Raw genomic sequence first — 19,516 nt, 5'->3', positions numbered from 1 at the left:
ATATATATTAATATAAACTAACATAACAAGGGAAAGGTACTCACCTCCCCTTTGCTATGTTATACAATAATTAATATAAAGTCAATTATTTTAAGATCAAATACTTATAGTTATTAAATACAGCGTCAACTATAGTGTAAACACCATTGTTCTTTCCGCCAACTTTATAAGATTCTTCTTTACCATCTATTCTAAGTTTAGCATTTCCTTCTTTATCTAAGAATAAGAAACCATCATTTTTAGAATTCTTCATATCATCTTCAGTAGCAAACAATGTAAATTTATCTTTATAAGGAGCAGAACTATAAGGACAGAATGTTTCACAGTTACCGCATTCATTACACATATAATCAACGTGTATGATTTGAGATATCTTAGAATGTCCTGCAACTTTTATAGATACATTAGCTCTGTTAGGACAAACTTCAGTACAGCTTTCACAGATATAATCACAGCTTAAACATCTAGTAGCTTCAGGATCTTTTGATACCTCTTTCAAATTACCTTTTTTACTATAAGATATTTCTTCAGTAGAAACAGAAGGCAAATCAGGAGCAACTGCTTTTCCTAATATAGCTTCAGCAACAACTTTAGCATCTCTTATAGCTTCAACTATAGTAGCAGCACCATATAAACCATCACCAGCAACATAAACATTTTTGATAGATGATTCATTAGCAGCAGAACATTTTGGCTTGCCTTTATCATCAACATCTATGCCATTAGATTTGTAGAAGTCAGATTCAATTTGCTCACCAATAGAAGCTATAACACTGCTAGCAGGTACTTCTACTGTTTCGCTAGTTTCAACAACATTTCTTCTGCCTTTTTCATCATAGTCAGATAATTCCATTTTTTTACAAAGAAGTTTGCCGTTTTCTAATTTAACAGGTGCAAGTAATTCCATAAACTCAACACCATCTTCTAAAGCCTCTTGAAGTTCTTCTTCTAAAGCAGGCATATATCTCTTAGTTCTTCTATAAACTAATCTAACATTTTTAACGCCTTTATTTTTCTTAGCAGCACGAGCAGCATCCATAGCAGTGTTACCGCCTCCGATTACTACTACATCTTCACCTAAAGCAACGTTTCCATTAGTTTTATTGAACTCTTCTAAGAATTTAAGAGCATTCATAGATTCGCCTGCTTCAAGCTTTAAAGGCATATTTTTATGAGCACCTATACAAACAACAGTGTAATCATAATTTTTAGCAAATTCTTTTATATCTTTAATTTCTTTGCCTAATTCAAATTTAACACCCATTTGCTTACATAAGCTAACATCATTTCCAATCTCTTCAGCACTTATTCTGAAGCTAGGTATAATATTAGCAACTACACCGCCGGCTTTTTCTCTCTTATCAAATACTGTAACATCAACACCAGCACGAGCCAAGAAGAATGCAGCAGAAAGTCCGGCAGGACCAGCACCTATGATGCCAGCTTTTTTACCTATAGAAGCAGCAGGTTTTAAACTGCCTATTACTTTACTATATCCAGCTTTAGCAGCTTCTAATTTGCAAGCTCTGATGCTTACAGGCTCTTCATAGAATTGTCTAGTACATTTATCCATACAAGTATGAGGACATAATATACCTGTAGCAAATGGAAGAGCGTTTTTCTCTATAATAACTTTGAAAGACTCTTCATATTTTCCTTCAGAATTAAGTCTTATATAAGTAGTAAGGTCTTGATGAATAGGACAAGTTTCCATACAAGGAGCTATATAACAATCAATCAAAGGTACTTTTTTATTAACTTTTCTGCTAGCAAGAGGCTTAACAGGTTTAATATGATGTTTGCTTTTTTTGCTCCATTCAATTATTTTTTCAGTTTTAGCTACATCTACTTTTGTAAATGCTTTTGGTTCTTTAAGATTTTTAGCTATTTGCTCGCCTCTTTGATAACCGCCTGATTTTAAGAAAGTAGTAGCCATAGTTACAGGCCAAATTCCTGCATCTATAACTTCATTGATATTGAAATAATCACATCCGCCTGAATATGAAATTCTCAATTTTCCATCAAAATCTTTACTTAATCTTGAAGCAACTGTCATAGAAAGAGGGAATAAAGATTTACCAGACATGTACATTTCTTCAGATGGTAATTCTTTTTGTTTAACATCTACAGGGAATGTATTAGTAATTTTTACACCGAATGCAAGCGAATTGTCTTCAGCTAATTTTTGAAGTCTTTGAAGCATAGGAATTGCATCGCTGTATTGTAAGTCATCTTTAAAGTGGAAATCAGTAAATGATATATAATCATAACCCATATCATCTAAAGTTTTTCTAGCATATTCATAACCTAATAAAGTTGGGTTACATTTAACGAAAGTATTTAATTTCTTTTCTGTAATTAGGTATGAAGCTATTTTTTCTATTTCTGTAGGAGGACATCCATGAAGAGTAGATAAAGTAACAGAATTACATACATCAGCATTGATTTTATCTATATCTTCTTTTTTGAAGTTTTTGAATCTGCTGATATTATCAGTTAACCATTGTTTGCATTCTTTGAATATAGGAGTATTAGAAGCATCTTTCATGCCTTCAATGAAAGTATCAATTTTTTCAGTTTTAATACCTTCATAGTCATAACCAACAGACATATTGAACTGAAAACCGTCCATATCTCCTAAATCCCATTCTTTAGCAATTACTTTTAAAGCAACCCAAGCCTTAACATATTCATCAAAAGCCTGAGGAACATAAAGTTCGGTAGACCATTCACAGTTATAACATTCATCATTAGCTGTGATACAAGGTTTTGCAACGCATTTGCTTAATTCTTCTCCGTCCATTTTCTGAACAGTTTTAAGTTCAAAGAATCTGCTTCCTGTATAATAAGCAGCAACTATATTTTGAGCCAACTGAGTATGAGGTCCTGCAGCTGGTCCTATAGGAGTTTCTAATTTTCTTCCAAAAATTTCGTAATATTTAGCTTTATCAGCTTTGAACGCTCTTGAAACACCAAATACTTTACCAGATTTTTTTTCTTCTAAAATCCAATTCATAAGGTTTCCAAAAGGTATGGGTGTCATTACATCACTCATTATAATTCCTCCAATTAATTATTACTGTAATTTATTACAATACCAAAAAAAATTCTATATAAAAATCAATTTTATATAGAATTTATGATATTATTTTTTATTTATTAATTTGTTTCCAAAGCTTATCAGCTTCTTCTCTTATCTTAGCATAAGCAGCTTCTTCATCAATCTTAGTGAGTTTTCTATCTCTCATTAATACCTCTCCGTTACAAACAGTAGTATTAACATGTCCGCCGTTCATACCAAATAATATATGTCCATTGATATTTTTATCGCTTAATTCTGTATAGTTTTTATAATCTACAATGATAACATCAGCAGCAGCTCCCTCTTTAAGTACGCCAAGCGGAGTATCAAAATAACGATTAGCCATTTTAGCATTATTTTCAAATAACATTGTAGGTATTTCGCCCCAAGCAGCATTAGGATCGCAAAGGCTATGTTTATGAAGTACATTAGCAACTTTGTATGATTCTGTCATATCATGAGTATAACCGTCAGTACCTAAACCTGTTAATATGCCTTTTTTCATTAATTCCATTGTAGGAGGACAACCACAGGCATTACCCATATTAGATTCAGGGTTATGAGAAGTCATAGTGTCTGTTTCTTTGATTAAATCCATTTCATGAGGATTGATATATATACAGTGTACAAGTATAGTTTTAGGTCCTAAAACTTTGAAATCATAAAGTCTATCAACTATTCTTTTACCATGTTCTTTCAAACAAGCATGTAAATCTTCTATACCTTCAGCAACGTGAATATGGCAGCCTATACCTTCAGGTAAATCTTTCATACATGCTTCCATAGTTTTATCAGAAATAGTGAAAGATGCATGCATTCCCATCATACCTTTAATCATATCAGATTTATCAGCCATAGCATGCTTAATAAAATCAAGATTTTCTTTAACAGAAGCCTTAGATTTAGCCTCTCCGTCTCTATCAGAAACTTCATAACATAAACAAGAACGAACTCCCATAGTTTTAGCAGCTTCTTCTATAGCAAATAAAGAACCTTCAATATGGCCGAAACTAGCATGGTGGTCAAATACAGTAGTAACACCGCTTTTAATAGATTCTATATATGTAGCCATAGCACTTTGTTTAGTTTGTTCTAAAGTAAGATTTCTATCTATAGTCCACCACATACCGTCTAATATTTCTAAGAAGCCTTTAGGATTATAACCATTAATACTGAAACCTCTAGCCATAGCTGAATAAATATGTTCATGTACATTTATGAAAGCCGGCATAATGATGCTTCCTTTAGCATCTATATACTCAGCATCTTTATATTTTGCTTTCAAATCTGAAGTTTTTCCAACTTCTTTAATTAATCTGCCGTCACAAAGAACTGCACCATCTTCAATAAATGGCTTAGCAGTATCTCTGGTAATTAATTTTCCACCACCTATTAATAACATAAGCTGCCTCCTAAATTTATATTCGATTAATTTTTTATATACATTTTAATAGGATATTAAAAAAAGCATATTTGTCAACGAATTTTCAAAAAAAATTTAGATTTTTTCTTGAAAATCTAAAAAAAAATTAGTATACTATAAGCATATTAATTAAGCGTTATAAAATATTTTGGAATATTTATGAGTTCTAATATAATACTTGAAACATTGATAAGTGTGGCACATGGCATAGCAAGACAATTTGGAAATAATTGTGAAGTATGTTTACATGAGCTAAAGGAAGATGATTTAGAGCATACTATCATCTTTATAATTAACGGAGGTATTACAGGAAGACAAGCTGGAGAAGGTGCCTCTAACATTGTTCTAAACACTATAGAAAAGCTAAGGAAAGGAGAACCAATAGTTGACCATTTGTCATATCTTACAAAATCATCAAATGGAAAAATATTGAAATCTTCAACAGTCTTCATAAAAGATACAAACGGTAAGTACAGATATATACTATCTATAAATTTTGATATAACTAATTTCTTGCCATTTAAAAGCGATTTAGATACATTATTACAAACTGAGAACAAATCAAAATTAGAAGAAATACCAAACAGTGCTCAGGAACTTATGGAAAAATTAATAATAAAAAGTGAAGAATTGGTAGGAAAACCTGCTTCTATAATGAATAAAGATGAAAAAATAAAGGCTATAAAATTTTTAAATGACTCAGGAGTATTTTTAATTACAAAATCCGGAGACAAAGTATCAAATCATTTTGGAATAAGTAAATTCACTCTATATAATTATATAGATTCAAAAAAGGAGGATATAAATGAGTGAGCTTAAATGGGCTGAAAATAAAATGCCTAAAACAGATGATAAAAATTTACCTATTATGTCTATTGAGGAAGTAAAAAAAGCAAAAGCTTTTCACCAAAGTTTCCCTCAATATACACAAACACCATTAGCAGATTTAAAAGAAATGGCTAAATATTTGGGTTTAGGAACTGTTAAAGTAAAAGATGAATCATATAGATTTGGTCTTAATGCTTTTAAAGTATTGGGCGGTTCTTATTCTATGGCTAGATATATAGCTCAAAAAATGGGAAAAGATGTAAGTGAATTCCCTTATGATGTATTAACTTCAAAAAAATTAAAAGATGAATTCGGTCAGGCTACATTCTTCTCTGCTACTGACGGTAACCATGGTAGAGGTGTTGCTTGGGCTGCAAATAAATTAGGACAAAAATCAGTAATTTTTATGCCTAAAGGTTCAACAGAAACTAGATTAAAAAATATTCAGGCTGAAGGTGCTACAGCTACAATAGAAGAATTCAACTATGATGAATGTGTTAGAAAAGCTGCTGCTGAAGCTGCTAAAGTTCAAAATGGTGTAGTTGTTCAGGATACTGCTTGGGAAGGTTATGAAGAAATACCTGCTTGGATTATGCAAGGTTACGGTACTATGGCTTTAGAAGCTGATGAGCAATTCGGAGAAAGACCTACACATGTATTCGTACAGGCTGGTGTTGGTTCTTTAGCTGGTGCTATGGTTGGATATTTCTCTAATAAATATAAAGATAATCCTCCTGTAATGGTTGTAGTAGAAGCTGAAGCTGCTGCTTGTTTATATAAAGGTGCTGTAGCAGGCGATGGTAAAATAAGAATAGTTGAAGGTGATTTAAACACTATAATGGCTGGACTTGCTTGCGGTGAGCCAAATATCACTTCTTGGGATATACTTAAAAATCATGCTGATTGTTTCATAGCTGCTGAAGATGTAGTTGCTGCAAGAGGTATGAGAATGTTATCTGCTCCATTAAAAGGAGACCCTCAAGTAGTATCTGGTGAATCTGGTGCTGCTCCATTCGGTACTTTAGCCACTATAATGCTTAATGATGAATATGCTGAATTAAGAAAAAAATTAAAACTTGATTCTAATTCTAAAGTATTATTATTCAGTACTGAAGGTGATACTGATCCTGAAAGATGGAAAAATATCATTTGGGAAGCTAAAGAAAGATAAAATATATATTTAAATAAAAAAGAAAGAAATTAAAATAAATTATAAATTTTTAGGAGAATAAAAACAATGAGTGCTATTTCAAAAGAACAATTTGAACAAATAAAAGCAAAAGCTGAGGGCTATAAAGCTGATATGACTAAGTTCTTAAGAGATTTAATTAGAATTCCTAGTGAATCTTGCGAAGAAAAAGGTGTAATCGAAAGAATAGCTGAAGAAATGAAAAAAGTAGGATTTGACAAAGTTGATATCGATCCTATGGGTAACGTTTTAGGATATATGGGTACAGGTAAAACTTTAATAGGTATCGATGCTCATATAGATACAGTTGGTATAGGAAACAAAGATAACTGGAATTTTGACCCTTATGAAGGTTATGAAAACGATGTAGAAATCGGAGGAAGAGGAACTTCTGACCAAGAAGGCGGTATCGTTTCTGGTGTTTATGGTGCTAAAATAATGAAAGATTTAGGTCTTTTAAATGATAAATATCAAGTAGTTGTTGTTGGTACTGTACAAGAAGAAGACTGCGATGGTTTATGCTGGGAATACATCTGTAAAGAAAGCAAAATCAAACCTGAATTCGTAATTTCTACTGAACCTACTGACGGCGGTATCTACAGAGGTCAAAGAGGAAGAATGGAAATAAGAGTAGACGTTAAAGGTATTTCTTGCCACGGTTCTGCTCCAGAAAGAGGAGATAACGCTATTTACAAAATGGCTGACATACTTCAAGATATCAGAAGCCTTAACGAAAACGATGCTAAAGATTCTACACCTATCAAAGGTTTAGTAAAAATGTTAGAAGAAAAATACAATCCTCAATACAAAGAAGCTAACTTCTTAGGAAGAGGTACTGTAACAGTTTCTCAAATTTTCTACACTTCTCCAAGCAGATGTGCTGTAGCTGACTCTTGTTCTATTTCATTAGACAGAAGAATGACAGCTGGTGAAACTTGGGAAAGCTGCTTAGAAGAAATCAGAAATCTTCCTAATGTTAAAAAATATGGTGCTGAAGTATCTATGTATAACTATGACAGACCTTCTTGGACTAACTTAGTTTATCCAATAGAATGTTACTTCCCTACTTGGGTAATACCAGAAGATCACGTTGTAACTAAAACTTTAGAAGAAGCTTATAAAGGCTTATTCGGTACTGAAAGATTAGGACCTACTCCAGAAATAGATAAAGAAAGAAAAGCTCGTCCACTTACTGATAAATGGACATTCTCTACTAACGGCGTATCTATTATGGGAAGAAACGGAATACCTTGTATAGGTTTCGGACCTGGTGCTGAAGCTCAGGCTCATGCTCCTAATGAAAAAACTTGGAAACAAGATTTAGTAAACTGTGCTGCTTTATATGCTGCTGTACCTACTATCTATTGTGCAAATAAGTAATTAAATAAAAAATAATTTAAATAAAAAAATAAAAAAGGATGAAAAAATATGGGTATACAAAAATACATTTCAAAACTCGATAGCCTTGAATTCGGCAAAATGTATCAAAATGATTTCTTTTTAACTTGGGACAAAACTTTTGATGAATTACAAGCAGTTTGGACTGTTGCTGATGCTTTAAGATTCTTAAGAGAAAGCAACATTTCTACTAAAGTATTTGATTCTGGTTTAGGTATCTCTTTATTCAGAGATAATTCTACTAGAACTCGTTTCTCTTTCGCTTCTGCTTGTAACCTTTTAGGTTTAGAAGTACAAGACTTAGACGAAGGTAAAAGCCAAATAGCTCATGGTGAAACTGTTAGAGAAACTGCTAACATGGTATCTTTCATGGCTGATGTTATTGGTATCAGAGATGATATGTACATCGGTAAAGGTCACGAATATATGAAAGAAGTTTCTGAATCTGTAAAACAAGGTTACAACGATGGTATATTAGAGCAAAGACCTACTCTAGTTAACTTACAGTGTGATAGAGACCATCCAACTCAAATGATGGCTGACTCTTTACACTTCATCCATGAATTAGGCGGATTAGAAAACTTAAAAGGTAAAAAAGTTGCTATGACTTGGGCTTATTCACCTTCTTATGGTAAACCCCTTTCTGTACCTCAAGGTGCTGCTGGTTTATTCACTAGATTAGGTATGGATGTTGCTTTAGCTTATCCAAAAGGTTATGAACTTATGCCTGAAGTTGAAGCTATTGCTAAGAAAAATGCTGAAGCTGCTGGTGTTAAATTAACTATCACTAACAATATGGACGAAGCATTTGAAGATGCTGATGTTGTTTATCCTAAATCTTGGGCTCCTTTTGCTGCTATGCAGGAAAGAACTGACCTTTATGGTAAAGGCGACACTGACGGAATCAAAGCTCTTGAAAAAAGATTATTAGAGCAAAATGCTCAGCATAAAGATTGGTGCTGTACTGAAGAAAAAATGAAGAAAACTAAAAATGGAAAAGCTTTATACTTACACTGCTTACCTGCTGATATTAATGATGTTAGCTGTAAAGATGGTGAGGTTGCTGCTTCAGTATTTGATAGATACAGAGTACCTCTTTACAAACAAGCTAGTTACAAACCTTATGTTATAGCTGCTATGATCTTCTTATCTAAGTTCAGAGATCCTCAAGCTATATTAAGCAAATTAGCTTCTGATAAAAAACAAAGAATATTTGGATAATAAAAACTAAATAGATGGTAAGTATCTATAATATATTATAGTACTTACCATTTTATATCTATTATATTGTGAAAAAAAGCACTTTTTACAATATAAAAAGAATTTAATTTTTGCTTTAGGATATTAAAATATGGAAAATAAAAAAAGAATTGTTATTGCTTTGGGAGGAAATGCTTTAGGTGATACTCTTGCTGAGCAAATGGAAGCTGTAAAAATCACTGCTAAAAATATAGTAGATTTAGTAGAAAGCGGATGTGAAGTAATTGTAGCTCATGGTAATGGACCTCAAGTTGGATTCATAAATAATGCTATGAATGAATACACTAACAATCATAATACAGGTAATCCTATACCTTTATCAGTATGTGTTGCTATGAGTCAGGCTTATATTGGTTATGACTTGCAGAATGCTATTATGGAAGAGTTCTCTAATAGAAATATTACAGTTCCGCCAATTGCTACATTAATTACACAAGTAGTAGTTGATGAAAATGATCCTGCTTTCAAAAATCCTACTAAACCTATAGGTCAGTTTATGACTAAGGAAGAAGGCGAAGCAAAAGCTAAAGAATTAGGTTGGATAGTAAAAGAAGATGCAGGAAGAGGATATAGAAGAGTTGTTGCTTCTCCAAAACCTGTTGCTATAGCTGAAAGTACTGCAATCAATGCTATGCTTAATGAAAAAGCATTAGTAATTTGCTGCGGCGGCGGCGGAATACCTGTAATAAGAATAGGCAATCACTTAAAAGGTATGGCTGCTGTTATAGATAAAGACTTTGCTGCTTCTGTACTTGCTAAAGAACTTAATGCTGATATGCTTATCATTTTAACAGCTGTTGAAAAAGTTGCTGTTAACTTCGGAAAACCTGATGTTAAATGGCTTGATTCTATGACTATAGCAGAAGCTAAAAAACATTGCGATGACGGTCAGTTTGCTCCTGGTTCTATGCTTCCAAAAGTACAGGCTTGTATGCAGTTTGTTGAAGCTACTGGAAAAGAAGCTATGATAACATTATTAGAAAAAGCTAAAGATGCTATCAATGGAAAAACTGGTACTAGAGTAGTAAAATAATTTTAGTAGTATATAAATGAACTAGATATTTATATAACTAAAATATATAATTATCTAGTTTATTTATAGCTTGTCAATATCTATAATATATTAATATTTTACTATTGATATATTATAAATATTAACAATATTTAAATTAAATAATAAGTTGAGGGCTATTTTATGGAAACTCTAATTAAAGAATTGAAAAATTCTGTATCAAGAGTAGATGCTCTTGATAAGATAACAGGAAAAACTAAGTATTTGAATGATATTGATTTTGGAAAAGAAGTCCTGCATGCCAAAATAGTTCATTCTACAAAGGCAAGAGCAAAAATACTAAAAATCAATATTCCTGAACTTCCTGAAGGTTATTCTGTAATAGATTATAAAGATGTTCCGGGTAAAAATGCCGCTACTATGATTATATCTGACTGGCGTCCTTTTGCTGATGATAATGTTAGATATATTGGAGAAACAATACTTCTTATTGTAGGCCCTGATAAAAATGTAGTATATGATATAGCCGAAAAAGTTACAATAGAATATGAAGATTTAGAACCTGTATTAAATATAGAAGACTCCAAAAAATTACTAGGCGGTCCTATATATGGAGATGATAATATATTCATTTCATTTAAAGCAGGATACGGCGATGTTGATGAAGCTTTCAAAAAAGCTAAAACAATAATAGAAGAAACATATCATACACCATATCAAGAACATTTATATATGGAAGTTAATGGAACTGTAGGTGTTTGGGAAAATGACGGAGTAACTTTATATTCATCTACACAATGTCCATATTATGTACAAAAGGCAGTTGCTCCTGTTCTTGGTGTTGAAGATTCAAAGGTAAGGGTAATATCACCTACTATAGGCGGAGGATTCGGAGGAAAAGAACATTATCCTGATATACTATCCGCTGCAGTTGCTGTTGCCGTACATAAACTAAAAAAAACAGTTAAACTTATATTAGACAGACAATTTGATTTAGCTTATAGTGTAAAAAGACAGCCTGCTCAAATCACAACTAAAATTGCTCTTGATGAAAATAATAATATCATTGCTCTTGATGTAGTTTCAGATATGGATGCTGGTGCTTATGAATCAAGCTCAAGAGTTATTATGCAAAGATGTACTTACACTGCTGCTAATGTATATCATTTCCCTAATGTTAGAGTTTTGGGAAGATTATACTGTACTAATAATGTACCTAGCTGTGCATTCAGAGGATTCGGCGGACCTCAGGCTATATTTGCTATAGAAAGAACTATGGATAATATAGCTAATAAAATAAATGTTGATCCTATAGAGCTTAAAAGAAAATATTTCGTAAAACAAAATGATCCTACCATAACAGGCGGAATATTTCATGATAATATAATACTTCCTAAAATGCTTGATTTAGCTTTAAAAGAATCTGATTATGAAAACAAAGTAAAAAAATATAAAGATGATATGTACAGAGGAATAGGAATATCTTGTTTCTTGCATGGATGTGCTTTCACAGGAAGCGGAGAAAGAGATATAATCAAAGCTAAATTAAAGTTAAAGAAAAAAGGAAATAAAGTAACAATACTGACATCAAATACAGAAATAGGTCAGGGACTTCATACCACATTCAGAAAAATAGCTGCTTATAATCTTCAAATACCATTGGAAGATGTGGATATATCTGTATATGATACAAATGTAATTCCAAATACAGGTCCTACAGTAGCTTCACGTTCAGTTATGATAGTTGGATATTTAATACAGGAAGCATGTAAAAAATTAAAAGATAAATGGAATGAATCTGAAGAAATAGAAATAATAGAAGAATATAAACACCCTTCGCATTTAGTTGATTGGGATAGTACTAATTTAAGAGGAGATGCCTACCCTACTTACGGACTTGGAATAAATGTTGTTGAAGTAGAAATAGATAAATTTACATTAGAAGTAAAAATCGTAGGTGTATGGGCTGTATTTGACTGCGGATATCCAATAGATGAAAAAATAGTTGAAGGTCAGATAAAAGGCGGTGTTTCTCAGGCGCTTGGCTGGGGTGCTTTAGAAAATATAGTAAATAAAGACGGAAGATTCTTACAGGTAAAAATGTCTGATTATATGATACCAACTTCTTTAGACTTGCCTGAAATAAAAACATATATTATGGGAGAGCCTTATCAATATGGTCCTTCTGGTGCAAAAGGAATAGGAGAAATTACTTTTGACGGTGCTGCAAGTGCTTATGCATCTGCTATGGAAAATGCTTTGAAACATCATTTTACAAAAATTCCTATTCTGCCTGAAAACATAGCGGAGGTGATATAATGCCTATAAAATTTAAAGTAAATGGAAATGAAATTAATACAAAATTAGATCCTTTAACTAGATTAATAGATTTTATAAGAGATGAATTAAAACTTACAGGTACTAAAGAAGGATGCGGAGAAGGAGAATGCGGAGCTTGTGCCGTGCTTATGAATGGAAAAGTAGTAAACTCTTGTTTAATACCTATAATTTTATGCGATGGAAAAGAAATCATAACAATAGAAGGATATACAGAAACAGAAAGAGGTAAAATAGTAACAAAAGCTTTTATGGATGAAGGTGCAGTACAATGCGGTTTCTGTACTCCGGGAATGATAATGTCATCCGAAGCTATTTTAAACTCTACTAAAGGAAAACCTACAGAATATGAAGTAAGAAAAGGTTTATCAGGAAACTTATGCAGATGCACTGGATATGATCATATAGTAAGTGCTGTATTAAGAGCTTCCGATATGGCTTTTAAGGAGGGTAAAAATTTATGGCAGTAACTTTAAAAGCTAAAAATATTAATGAAGCATTAGATTTCAGATCTGCAAACGATTCTATAGTTTTTGCAGGCGGTACAGATTTAATGGTGGAACATTTAAGAGGAAGCAATTTAATAGCTAAATTCGATAAGCCTATATTATTTATAAATGATATAGATGAATTAAAAGGCGTAAAAGAAGATGAAAATAATATAATAATAGGTGCCTTAACTACATTTGATGAAATTATTAAATCAGATTTAACTCCTCAGGTATTGAAAGACAGTGCCTCAGGAATAGCAGGACCTCCTATTAGAAATATTGCCACTATAGGCGGAAATATTTGTAATGCCTCACCTTCTGCAGACAGTCTTCCTTCTTTATATGCTATGGATGCAGTTCTAATATTAAAAAGTAAAAATTCACAAAGAGAAGTAAAAATAAAAGATTTTATAACAGGAGTAAGTAAAACCATATTAAAAAATGATGAAATACTTACTCATATTATGATACCAAAAAAAGATTATAAGTATTCTTTTTATAGAAAAATAGGTACTAGAAAAGCTAATGCATTATCTAAACTTGCAATATGTGCATTAGTTTGTAAAGAAAATGAAAAGTACAGATTTAAAATAAGTTTTTGTACATTGGGAGTTACAGTTACAAGAGACGAAAGTATAGAAGAAAAATTTATTGTCTCAGATATTAAAGAATGGAAAAATAATATCAAATCTATACAGGAAGCATATTCTTCAATTATGAATCCTAGAAACAGTGCTAGGTCAACAGCTTTATATAGGAAGAAATGTGCTTTAAATTTAATAGAATATTTTTTAGATAATATAAATCTATAAAATATAATAAAAAATTGGAGTTAATTATGAGTACAAATGAAAAAACTCAAGACGTTTTGTTTCAATACGAAGGTATGCCAAAAATGTCTCAAGCTTTTCCGTTAGCTATTCAGCACGTAGTAGCAATGATCGTTGGTTGTGTTACGCCAGCTCTTATCGTATCCTCTGCTGCTGGTCTTAAAAGCGGAAGTCCAGAGCAAATATTGCTAGTACAATCATCTTTAGTATTTGCTGCTATTTCAACTATTATTATGTTATTTCCTATACCTATTACAAAAAACTATCATATAGGTGCTAGACTTCCTATGATAATGGGTGTTAGTTTTGCTTATGTATCAACTATGCAGTCTATTGCTAGAGGCCCTGAAGGTACTGGTCTTGGTGTTAGAGGACTTGCAATAATTTTTGGAGCTCAAATCATAGGCGGTATAATCGCTATAGTATTTGGTTTTGCTGTTGATAAAATAAGGAAATTATTCCCACCTCTAATTGCTGGTACAGTAGTTTTCACTGTTGGTCTTTCTCTATATCCTACAGCTGTTAGATATATGGCTGGCGGAAGTACTTTGTACAAAATAAATGGTGAAGTTGTTCCTTTCGGTTCTTGGCAGTATTGGGCTGTTGCTGGTATAACTCTTGTAGCAGTTATTTTCTTCAACCAATTTACTAAAGGATTCTTAAAATTAGCTTCTGTATTATTCGGTTTAATAGTAGGATATATAGCTGCTTTCTTCTTTGGCATGATAAACTTTGCAAGTGTTGTTAATGCCGGAGTTTTCCAAGCACCTAAACTTATACCTTTCGGAATAGAGTTTGACCCTTCTGCTGCTATCGCTATAGCTCTTTTATTTGCTGTTAACTCTGTTCAGGCAATAGGAGACTTCTCTGCTACTACTTCAGGAAGCCCTATAGGAAGAATGCCTACTGACCAAGAATTAAAATGCGGTATCACTGCTTATGGTCTTACTAACATGTTATGTTCTGTATTCGGTTGTTTGCCAACTGCTACTTACAGTCAGAACGTTGGTATAGTTGTTACTACTAAAGTTATTAACAGAATCGTTTTAGGTATAGCTGCTATCATAATATTAATAGCTGGTTTATTCCCTAAATTCTCTGCTTTACTTACTACAATACCTTCTTGTGTATTAGGAGGAGCTACTATAATGGTATTTGCTTCTATCGCTATGACTGGTATTAAATTGGTATTCACTGAAAATATGGGACCTAGAAACACATTAATAGTTGGACTTGCTGTTGCTTTAGGTATGGGTACTGTTCAGGTTGGCGGTGCTTTAGATACTTTCCCTGCTTGGGCTAAAACTGTATTCGGAAGCAGCCCTGTTGTTATAGCTACTTGTGTTGCTATTATACTTAACGTTATTCTTCCTAAAGAGGAAGCTAAAAAATAATTAAAAATATCTTTTAATATATAAAAGCATAAGTTATTATTTATAGCTTATGCTTTTTCTTTTATTAATTACTTACTTTTATTAACTAAAATATTTTATAATAAATCTTCTCTTGTATCTATATCTTTTAATTTATTTTCATCTATAGTATAAAAAAAACAATCTTCTATATTCTTTTTTATAATTCTAATTGCACCAACATCATTTTCTAAACTCAAAATATCATTAATATACTTAGATGAAAAAATAGCAGGATTAGAAGGTCTGTTATCTGTGAACATAGCACCTATATTTTTATGACTATAATAAAAATATTTTAACATATTGAATATATCATTACTTTCTAGAAAAGGCATGTCGCATACAAAAAAAGCAAAAGAATCGGCTTTTAATTTTAATGCCTCATTAATGCCTAGTTTTATAGAAGCACTTATTCCTTCATTACGATTATCATTATAAAAAGCATAATAATCTTTATTTTCAAATTTTTTATTTATTATATCATCATATACGCTTACAACTATTACAAAAGTTTCTATATTTTTTAGCTTTTCATTTTCTTTAAATAATTTTCTCACATCAGATATTTTATCTATTGTTTTTTCAAATAATGTTTTATTATCAAGGGATTTGAATTTATGAATTAATTTGTTACCATTGAAACGCTCACTCTTACCAGATGCTAATATAATAAAAGCTGTTTTTTTATAATAAATATAATTATTCTTTGAAAAATCATTTAAATATAGTTTTATATTACTGCATTTACATCTAAGTTTATTAATATAATATTTATCAGCTATATAATTAATAGTATCTAAATCAACTATTCTTTCAGGCTCTATTTCACTGCATAAATTATATCTGAAACAAACCTCTTTAAATTTTCTTCCTAAGCTATGAAGCCCCATAATAATAACTATTTGAGATATTCTTGCATATAAGAACTTTGGTATAACAGGCTCTTCAGCATTAGGTATTTTCAAAGGATGGTATTTTGCCCCATCAGCCTCTATTAAAACAATGTCAGCATATTTAATTGCATTCTCTAACTCTACATCACCAGCATACATTAATTTTTTTTCATCATACTCTTTTCCAAGTACAATAATATTATCATTATCAAAGGAATGATTATTTATAGTTTCTGTATAGTTTTTAGGTTTGAATATTTTAGTAGTGGTTGTGATTACTACTTTTTTATCTTTATTATCTTCTGCTATTTGTCTTATATAAGAGGTTTTACCTCCGGCACCGCATACAATAATAATTTCAGACATAATTATCCTATAGTTACCTCGCCTGTAGGTAAATCTATTATACCGTATTTTCCTTGATTAATAGAACCTATACTCATAAACAAAGTAAGATAACCTACCCTACCAATAAACATTAAAACAATAAGTATCAATTTACTCCATATTGTAACAGTTGGTGTTATACCAAGAGAAAGTCCTACTGTGCTTATTGCTGATACTGCCTCAAAAAGTATAGGCATCATACTATTTGATTTTTCTATATAAAACATGATAAATGAAGCTAATACAGAAATAGCTATTGCAAGTGTAACTATGGCAACTGACTTATTAACTGTATCATCTTTTATTTTTCTGCCATTAACTACAATATATGGTCTGTTAAAAATTGCTGTTATTACTGAAAACATAAATACAAATAAAGTAGTAGTTTTTACACCGCCGCCTGTACTGTTAGGAGAAGCTCCTACAAACATTAAAAATATAACAACTCCTATAGTAACACTGCTCATAGAACTATAAGCGATTGTTTCAAAACCTGCTGTTCTTGGACTTACACTTTGAAATAAAGAAACCAATATTTTTTCTTTTAAAGGCAAATCTTTCAATGAATTTGAATACTCATTAAAGAAAATAAATGCACTTCCAAGAATTATAAGAAGAATACTTGTAAATATTACTATTCTAGCCTGAACGTCAAATACATATCTTTTACCTTTGAATTTATTAATGATAGCCCTAGTAACAGTAAGCATAACAGGATATCCTATACCTCCAAGAGTTATAAGCAGCATAATAGTAACATTAACTACAACATTAGCAGAATATTGATGAAGATTATCAGTGTAAAGAGAAAAACCTGCATTACAAAATGCACTTATAGAGTGAAATACCGAAGAAAATATACGCATTCCTAATCTATCATTAGTATCTATAACAGTAAATAGAGAAACGGCACCCAATAATTCTATTAAAAATGTGGATAAAAAAATCACTTTTATAGTAGACTGTATTATATCTTTATTCTGTGTATTAAACATTTCCAAAGTTCTTACCCTATCCTGTACACTACCTTTACTTATAGAAAATAAAAGTACTATTGCAGATATGGACATAATACCAAGTCCTCCTATTTGAATAAGAGTAATCAATACAATCTGTCCAAAAAGAGTAAACTCTTTTGAAATATCTATAACACTAAGCCCCGTAACGCATACCGCACTAGTAGCTGTAAACAAAGCATCTACAAATGATAATTTACCTGTTACTGTACTCAAAGGCAAATATAAAAGCAAACTTCCTAATGTTATAACAAATATAAAAGAAGCTATAATCATCTGATATAATGTAAACTTAGAGTATGAAAGCCTAAGCCAATTTATTACTATAACTAAAAAGAAAAGTATAGAACCTGCTATAGTCCATATTATTCTATTTGCATATACATCATAATATTTTCTGCTGAAAAAATTTAAAAGTAATAAACCTATAAGCTGAATAATCGGCACAACTATATAAAGTTTCCTAGGTGCTATTCTTATTTGATCTATAAGTATAAATACAAAACATATTGTTATGATATTAATAATCTTATCATAATTATATATGTAAAAGTTATAAACATTAATTTGTCTTACCTGCATTAAAAGAACAAATATTGCAAATATAGATCCTGCTATCGCTATTAAATTTGATATTCTTCTTAAAAACTCATCTATAGCCTGAATAAAAGTTTTATTAGGATTACTTGGATTATTAAGTTTATTATTAAAAATATTTTTCATAACTAATCTTTACTCTTATTAATATAATCATATTATTTTAATATATAATAGCTTATATGTAAATATATAATTTTATTTTTTATAAAGATTTAACTATGTCTGTTAATATCAAAATCCCCTCTCATACCTGTAAGAATATATCCAATATTTTCCATATTGATTCTAAGGCTTTTAACTCCTTCAGCAGATTCAGTACCTGTAGCAAGCTTATCATTATAAAGCAAATATTTTTTTCTCACACTCATAGGAGATAAATTAGGCATAACAACATTTGCCCCGCAAAGTATACCCATTTCACGTCCGCCTTCTTTAATAGTACCTAAAGCAGTGGTAGCAGGTATCAAAGACAATGGAAAAATTAGACGAAGTATACTTATGAGTATTAACGTAAGTTCCAACTCTCCTTTTTTTTCATTGGCAAAAGGAGTATCTTTATGCGGAAGAAAAGGCCCTATACCTATCATTTCAGGTTTTATCTCCTGCATAAAAACAAAATCATCAGCTATATTTTCTAAAGTTTGATGAGGACTTCCAACCATTATACCTGTACCTGTTTGATATCCTAATTTTTTTAAAGTTCTTAAACATTTTTTTCTATTTTCTAAACTCATATCTGTAGGGTGAAGTTTTGAATAGTGAATATCATCAGAAGTTTCATGTCTAAGCAAAAATCTATTAGCACCTTTTTCTTTTAATGCTTTATAATACTCTTCTTCTTTTTCGCCTATTGATAATGTCAAAGCACAATCCGGATATTTTGTTTTAATTGCTTCAACTATATCAGACATAATTTCTAAATTATAATAAGGGTCTTCACCGCCCTGAAGTACAAAAGTTCTAAATCCTATTTCATAACCAAGTTCGCAGCATGATAAAATATCTTCTTTATCAAGTCTGTATCTCTCTGCATTTTTATTACTTTTTCTTATCCCGCAGTATATACAGTCATTCTTACAATAATTAGTAAACTCTATAAGCCCGCGCATAAAAACATATTTTCCGAATACTTTATCAGCTTTTTCTCTTGCTTTTAGTCTTAGATATTCTTTTAAGTTCTTTACTTCTACTTTTTCTTCTTCATTTAATTTTTTTATATTGATATTATTATCATATTCAAAAGATGATAATAGAGTTAAAGCATCTTCTTTTGATATTTTTTCTTCTATTTCTATTTTATTAATAATTTCTTTTGCTTTATTTATATTAATCAAGTTTATATTCCCTTTTTTAAA

The 19,516-nt window shown here is 31.1% G+C and carries 14 protein-coding genes; 9 read left to right on the top strand and 5 right to left on the bottom strand.

Annotation, left to right across the window (positions count from 1 at the left end; translation table 11 throughout):
• Nucleotides 1-85: 85 nt before the first annotated feature.
• Complete coding sequence (gene ygfK, locus BHYOB78_RS04545; protein ID WP_020064350.1) at nt 86-3,055, bottom strand: putative selenate reductase subunit YgfK; 2,970 nt, start codon at nt 3,053-3,055, stop codon at nt 86-88.
• 97 nt (nt 3,056-3,152) lie between these two features.
• Nucleotides 3,153-4,484, bottom strand: a complete 1,332-nt coding sequence (gene ssnA, locus BHYOB78_RS04540; RefSeq protein WP_020064349.1) for a putative aminohydrolase SsnA — start codon at nt 4,482-4,484, stop codon at nt 3,153-3,155.
• Between the two features lie 180 nt (nt 4,485-4,664).
• Here ssnA and BHYOB78_RS04535 point away from each other — a divergent pair, with 180 nt between their 5' ends.
• The 9 genes from BHYOB78_RS04535 (at nt 4,665) to BHYOB78_RS04495 (ending at nt 15,244) form a co-directional block, all read left to right on the top strand.
• A complete protein-coding gene (locus BHYOB78_RS04535; RefSeq protein ID WP_012669623.1) occupies nt 4,665-5,318 on the top strand; it encodes a helix-turn-helix transcriptional regulator in 654 nt (217 codons plus the stop codon).
• Nucleotides 5,311-6,504, top strand: coding sequence for a diaminopropionate ammonia-lyase (dpaL, locus tag BHYOB78_RS04530; protein WP_020064348.1), 1,194 nt, complete (start codon nt 5,311-5,313; stop codon nt 6,502-6,504). The genes BHYOB78_RS04535 and dpaL overlap by 8 nt, the downstream gene beginning before the upstream one ends.
• Before the next feature lie 66 nt (nt 6,505-6,570).
• Nucleotides 6,571-7,902: a YgeY family selenium metabolism-linked hydrolase gene (locus BHYOB78_RS04525; RefSeq protein WP_012669621.1), complete on the top strand. Its 1,332-nt coding sequence runs from the start codon at nt 6,571-6,573 to the stop codon at nt 7,900-7,902.
• Between the two features lie 48 nt (nt 7,903-7,950).
• Nucleotides 7,951-9,141 carry a knotted carbamoyltransferase YgeW gene (ygeW, locus tag BHYOB78_RS04520; RefSeq protein WP_020064347.1) on the top strand — a complete coding sequence of 397 codons (1,191 nt, stop codon included), beginning with the start codon at nt 7,951-7,953 and terminating at the stop codon, nt 9,139-9,141.
• 130 nt (nt 9,142-9,271) lie between these two features.
• The gene (arcC, locus tag BHYOB78_RS04515; protein WP_012669619.1) at nt 9,272-10,213 is read left to right on the top strand and encodes a carbamate kinase; all 942 of its coding nucleotides are present in this window, start codon (nt 9,272-9,274) and stop codon (nt 10,211-10,213) included.
• A gap of 162 nt (nt 10,214-10,375) precedes the next feature.
• A complete protein-coding gene (locus BHYOB78_RS04510) occupies nt 10,376-12,511 on the top strand; it encodes a xanthine dehydrogenase family protein molybdopterin-binding subunit (RefSeq protein WP_020064346.1) in 2,136 nt (711 codons plus the stop codon).
• A complete protein-coding gene (locus BHYOB78_RS04505) occupies nt 12,511-12,999 on the top strand; it encodes a (2Fe-2S)-binding protein (protein ID WP_012669617.1) in 489 nt (162 codons plus the stop codon). The genes BHYOB78_RS04510 and BHYOB78_RS04505 overlap by 1 nt, the downstream gene beginning before the upstream one ends.
• On the top strand, nt 12,990-13,832 hold the full coding sequence (locus BHYOB78_RS04500) for an FAD binding domain-containing protein (protein WP_028331319.1): 843 nt from the start codon (nt 12,990-12,992) through the stop codon (nt 13,830-13,832). Before BHYOB78_RS04505 ends, BHYOB78_RS04500 begins: the two co-directional genes overlap by 10 nt.
• 26 nt (nt 13,833-13,858) lie before the next feature.
• The gene (locus BHYOB78_RS04495; protein WP_020064344.1) at nt 13,859-15,244 is read left to right on the top strand and encodes a uracil-xanthine permease family protein; all 1,386 of its coding nucleotides are present in this window, start codon (nt 13,859-13,861) and stop codon (nt 15,242-15,244) included.
• A gap of 95 nt (nt 15,245-15,339) precedes the next feature.
• Here BHYOB78_RS04495 and yqeC read toward each other — a convergent pair whose 3' ends face one another.
• The 3 genes from yqeC to hydE form a co-directional block, all read right to left on the bottom strand.
• The gene (gene yqeC, locus BHYOB78_RS04490; protein WP_020064343.1) at nt 15,340-16,524 is read right to left on the bottom strand and encodes a selenium cofactor biosynthesis protein YqeC; all 1,185 of its coding nucleotides are present in this window, start codon (nt 16,522-16,524) and stop codon (nt 15,340-15,342) included.
• A gap of 2 nt (nt 16,525-16,526) precedes the next feature.
• Nucleotides 16,527-18,284: a TrkH family potassium uptake protein gene (locus BHYOB78_RS04485; protein WP_012669613.1), complete on the bottom strand. Its 1,758-nt coding sequence runs from the start codon at nt 18,282-18,284 to the stop codon at nt 16,527-16,529.
• Nucleotides 18,285-18,373: 89 nt separating this feature from the next.
• Entirely contained in the window at nt 18,374-19,495 is a 1,122-nt protein-coding gene (gene hydE / locus BHYOB78_RS04480) for a [FeFe] hydrogenase H-cluster radical SAM maturase HydE (RefSeq protein ID WP_020064342.1), read from the bottom strand.
• Nucleotides 19,496-19,516 lie beyond the last annotated feature (21 nt).

Origin of the sequence: Brachyspira hyodysenteriae ATCC 27164 (assembly GCF_001676785.2) — a bacterium.
Taxonomy (GTDB): domain Bacteria; phylum Spirochaetota; class Brachyspiria; order Brachyspirales; family Brachyspiraceae; genus Brachyspira; species Brachyspira hyodysenteriae.
This window is presented reverse-complemented; position numbering and strand designations above follow the sequence as displayed.

What these genes read in the sequence shown, in the direction of transcription:
- ygfK (WP_020064350.1), bottom strand. Translation starts at nt 3,055, where the DNA reads ATGAGTGATGTAATGACACCCATACCTTTTGGAAACCTTATGAATTGG.
- ssnA (WP_020064349.1), bottom strand. Translation starts at nt 4,484, where the DNA reads ATGTTATTAATAGGTGGTGGAAAATTAATTACCAGAGATACTGCTAAG.
- BHYOB78_RS04535 (WP_012669623.1), top strand. Translation starts at nt 4,665, where the DNA reads ATGAGTTCTAATATAATACTTGAAACATTGATAAGTGTGGCACATGGC.
- dpaL (WP_020064348.1), top strand. Translation starts at nt 5,311, where the DNA reads ATGAGTGAGCTTAAATGGGCTGAAAATAAAATGCCTAAAACAGATGAT.
- BHYOB78_RS04525 (WP_012669621.1), top strand. Translation starts at nt 6,571, where the DNA reads ATGAGTGCTATTTCAAAAGAACAATTTGAACAAATAAAAGCAAAAGCT.
- ygeW (WP_020064347.1), top strand. Translation starts at nt 7,951, where the DNA reads ATGGGTATACAAAAATACATTTCAAAACTCGATAGCCTTGAATTCGGC.
- arcC (WP_012669619.1), top strand. Translation starts at nt 9,272, where the DNA reads ATGGAAAATAAAAAAAGAATTGTTATTGCTTTGGGAGGAAATGCTTTA.
- BHYOB78_RS04510 (WP_020064346.1), top strand. Translation starts at nt 10,376, where the DNA reads ATGGAAACTCTAATTAAAGAATTGAAAAATTCTGTATCAAGAGTAGAT.
- BHYOB78_RS04505 (WP_012669617.1), top strand. Translation starts at nt 12,511, where the DNA reads ATGCCTATAAAATTTAAAGTAAATGGAAATGAAATTAATACAAAATTA.
- BHYOB78_RS04500 (WP_028331319.1), top strand. Translation starts at nt 12,990, where the DNA reads ATGGCAGTAACTTTAAAAGCTAAAAATATTAATGAAGCATTAGATTTC.
- BHYOB78_RS04495 (WP_020064344.1), top strand. Translation starts at nt 13,859, where the DNA reads ATGAGTACAAATGAAAAAACTCAAGACGTTTTGTTTCAATACGAAGGT.
- yqeC (WP_020064343.1), bottom strand. Translation starts at nt 16,524, where the DNA reads ATGTCTGAAATTATTATTGTATGCGGTGCCGGAGGTAAAACCTCTTAT.
- BHYOB78_RS04485 (WP_012669613.1), bottom strand. Translation starts at nt 18,284, where the DNA reads ATGAAAAATATTTTTAATAATAAACTTAATAATCCAAGTAATCCTAAT.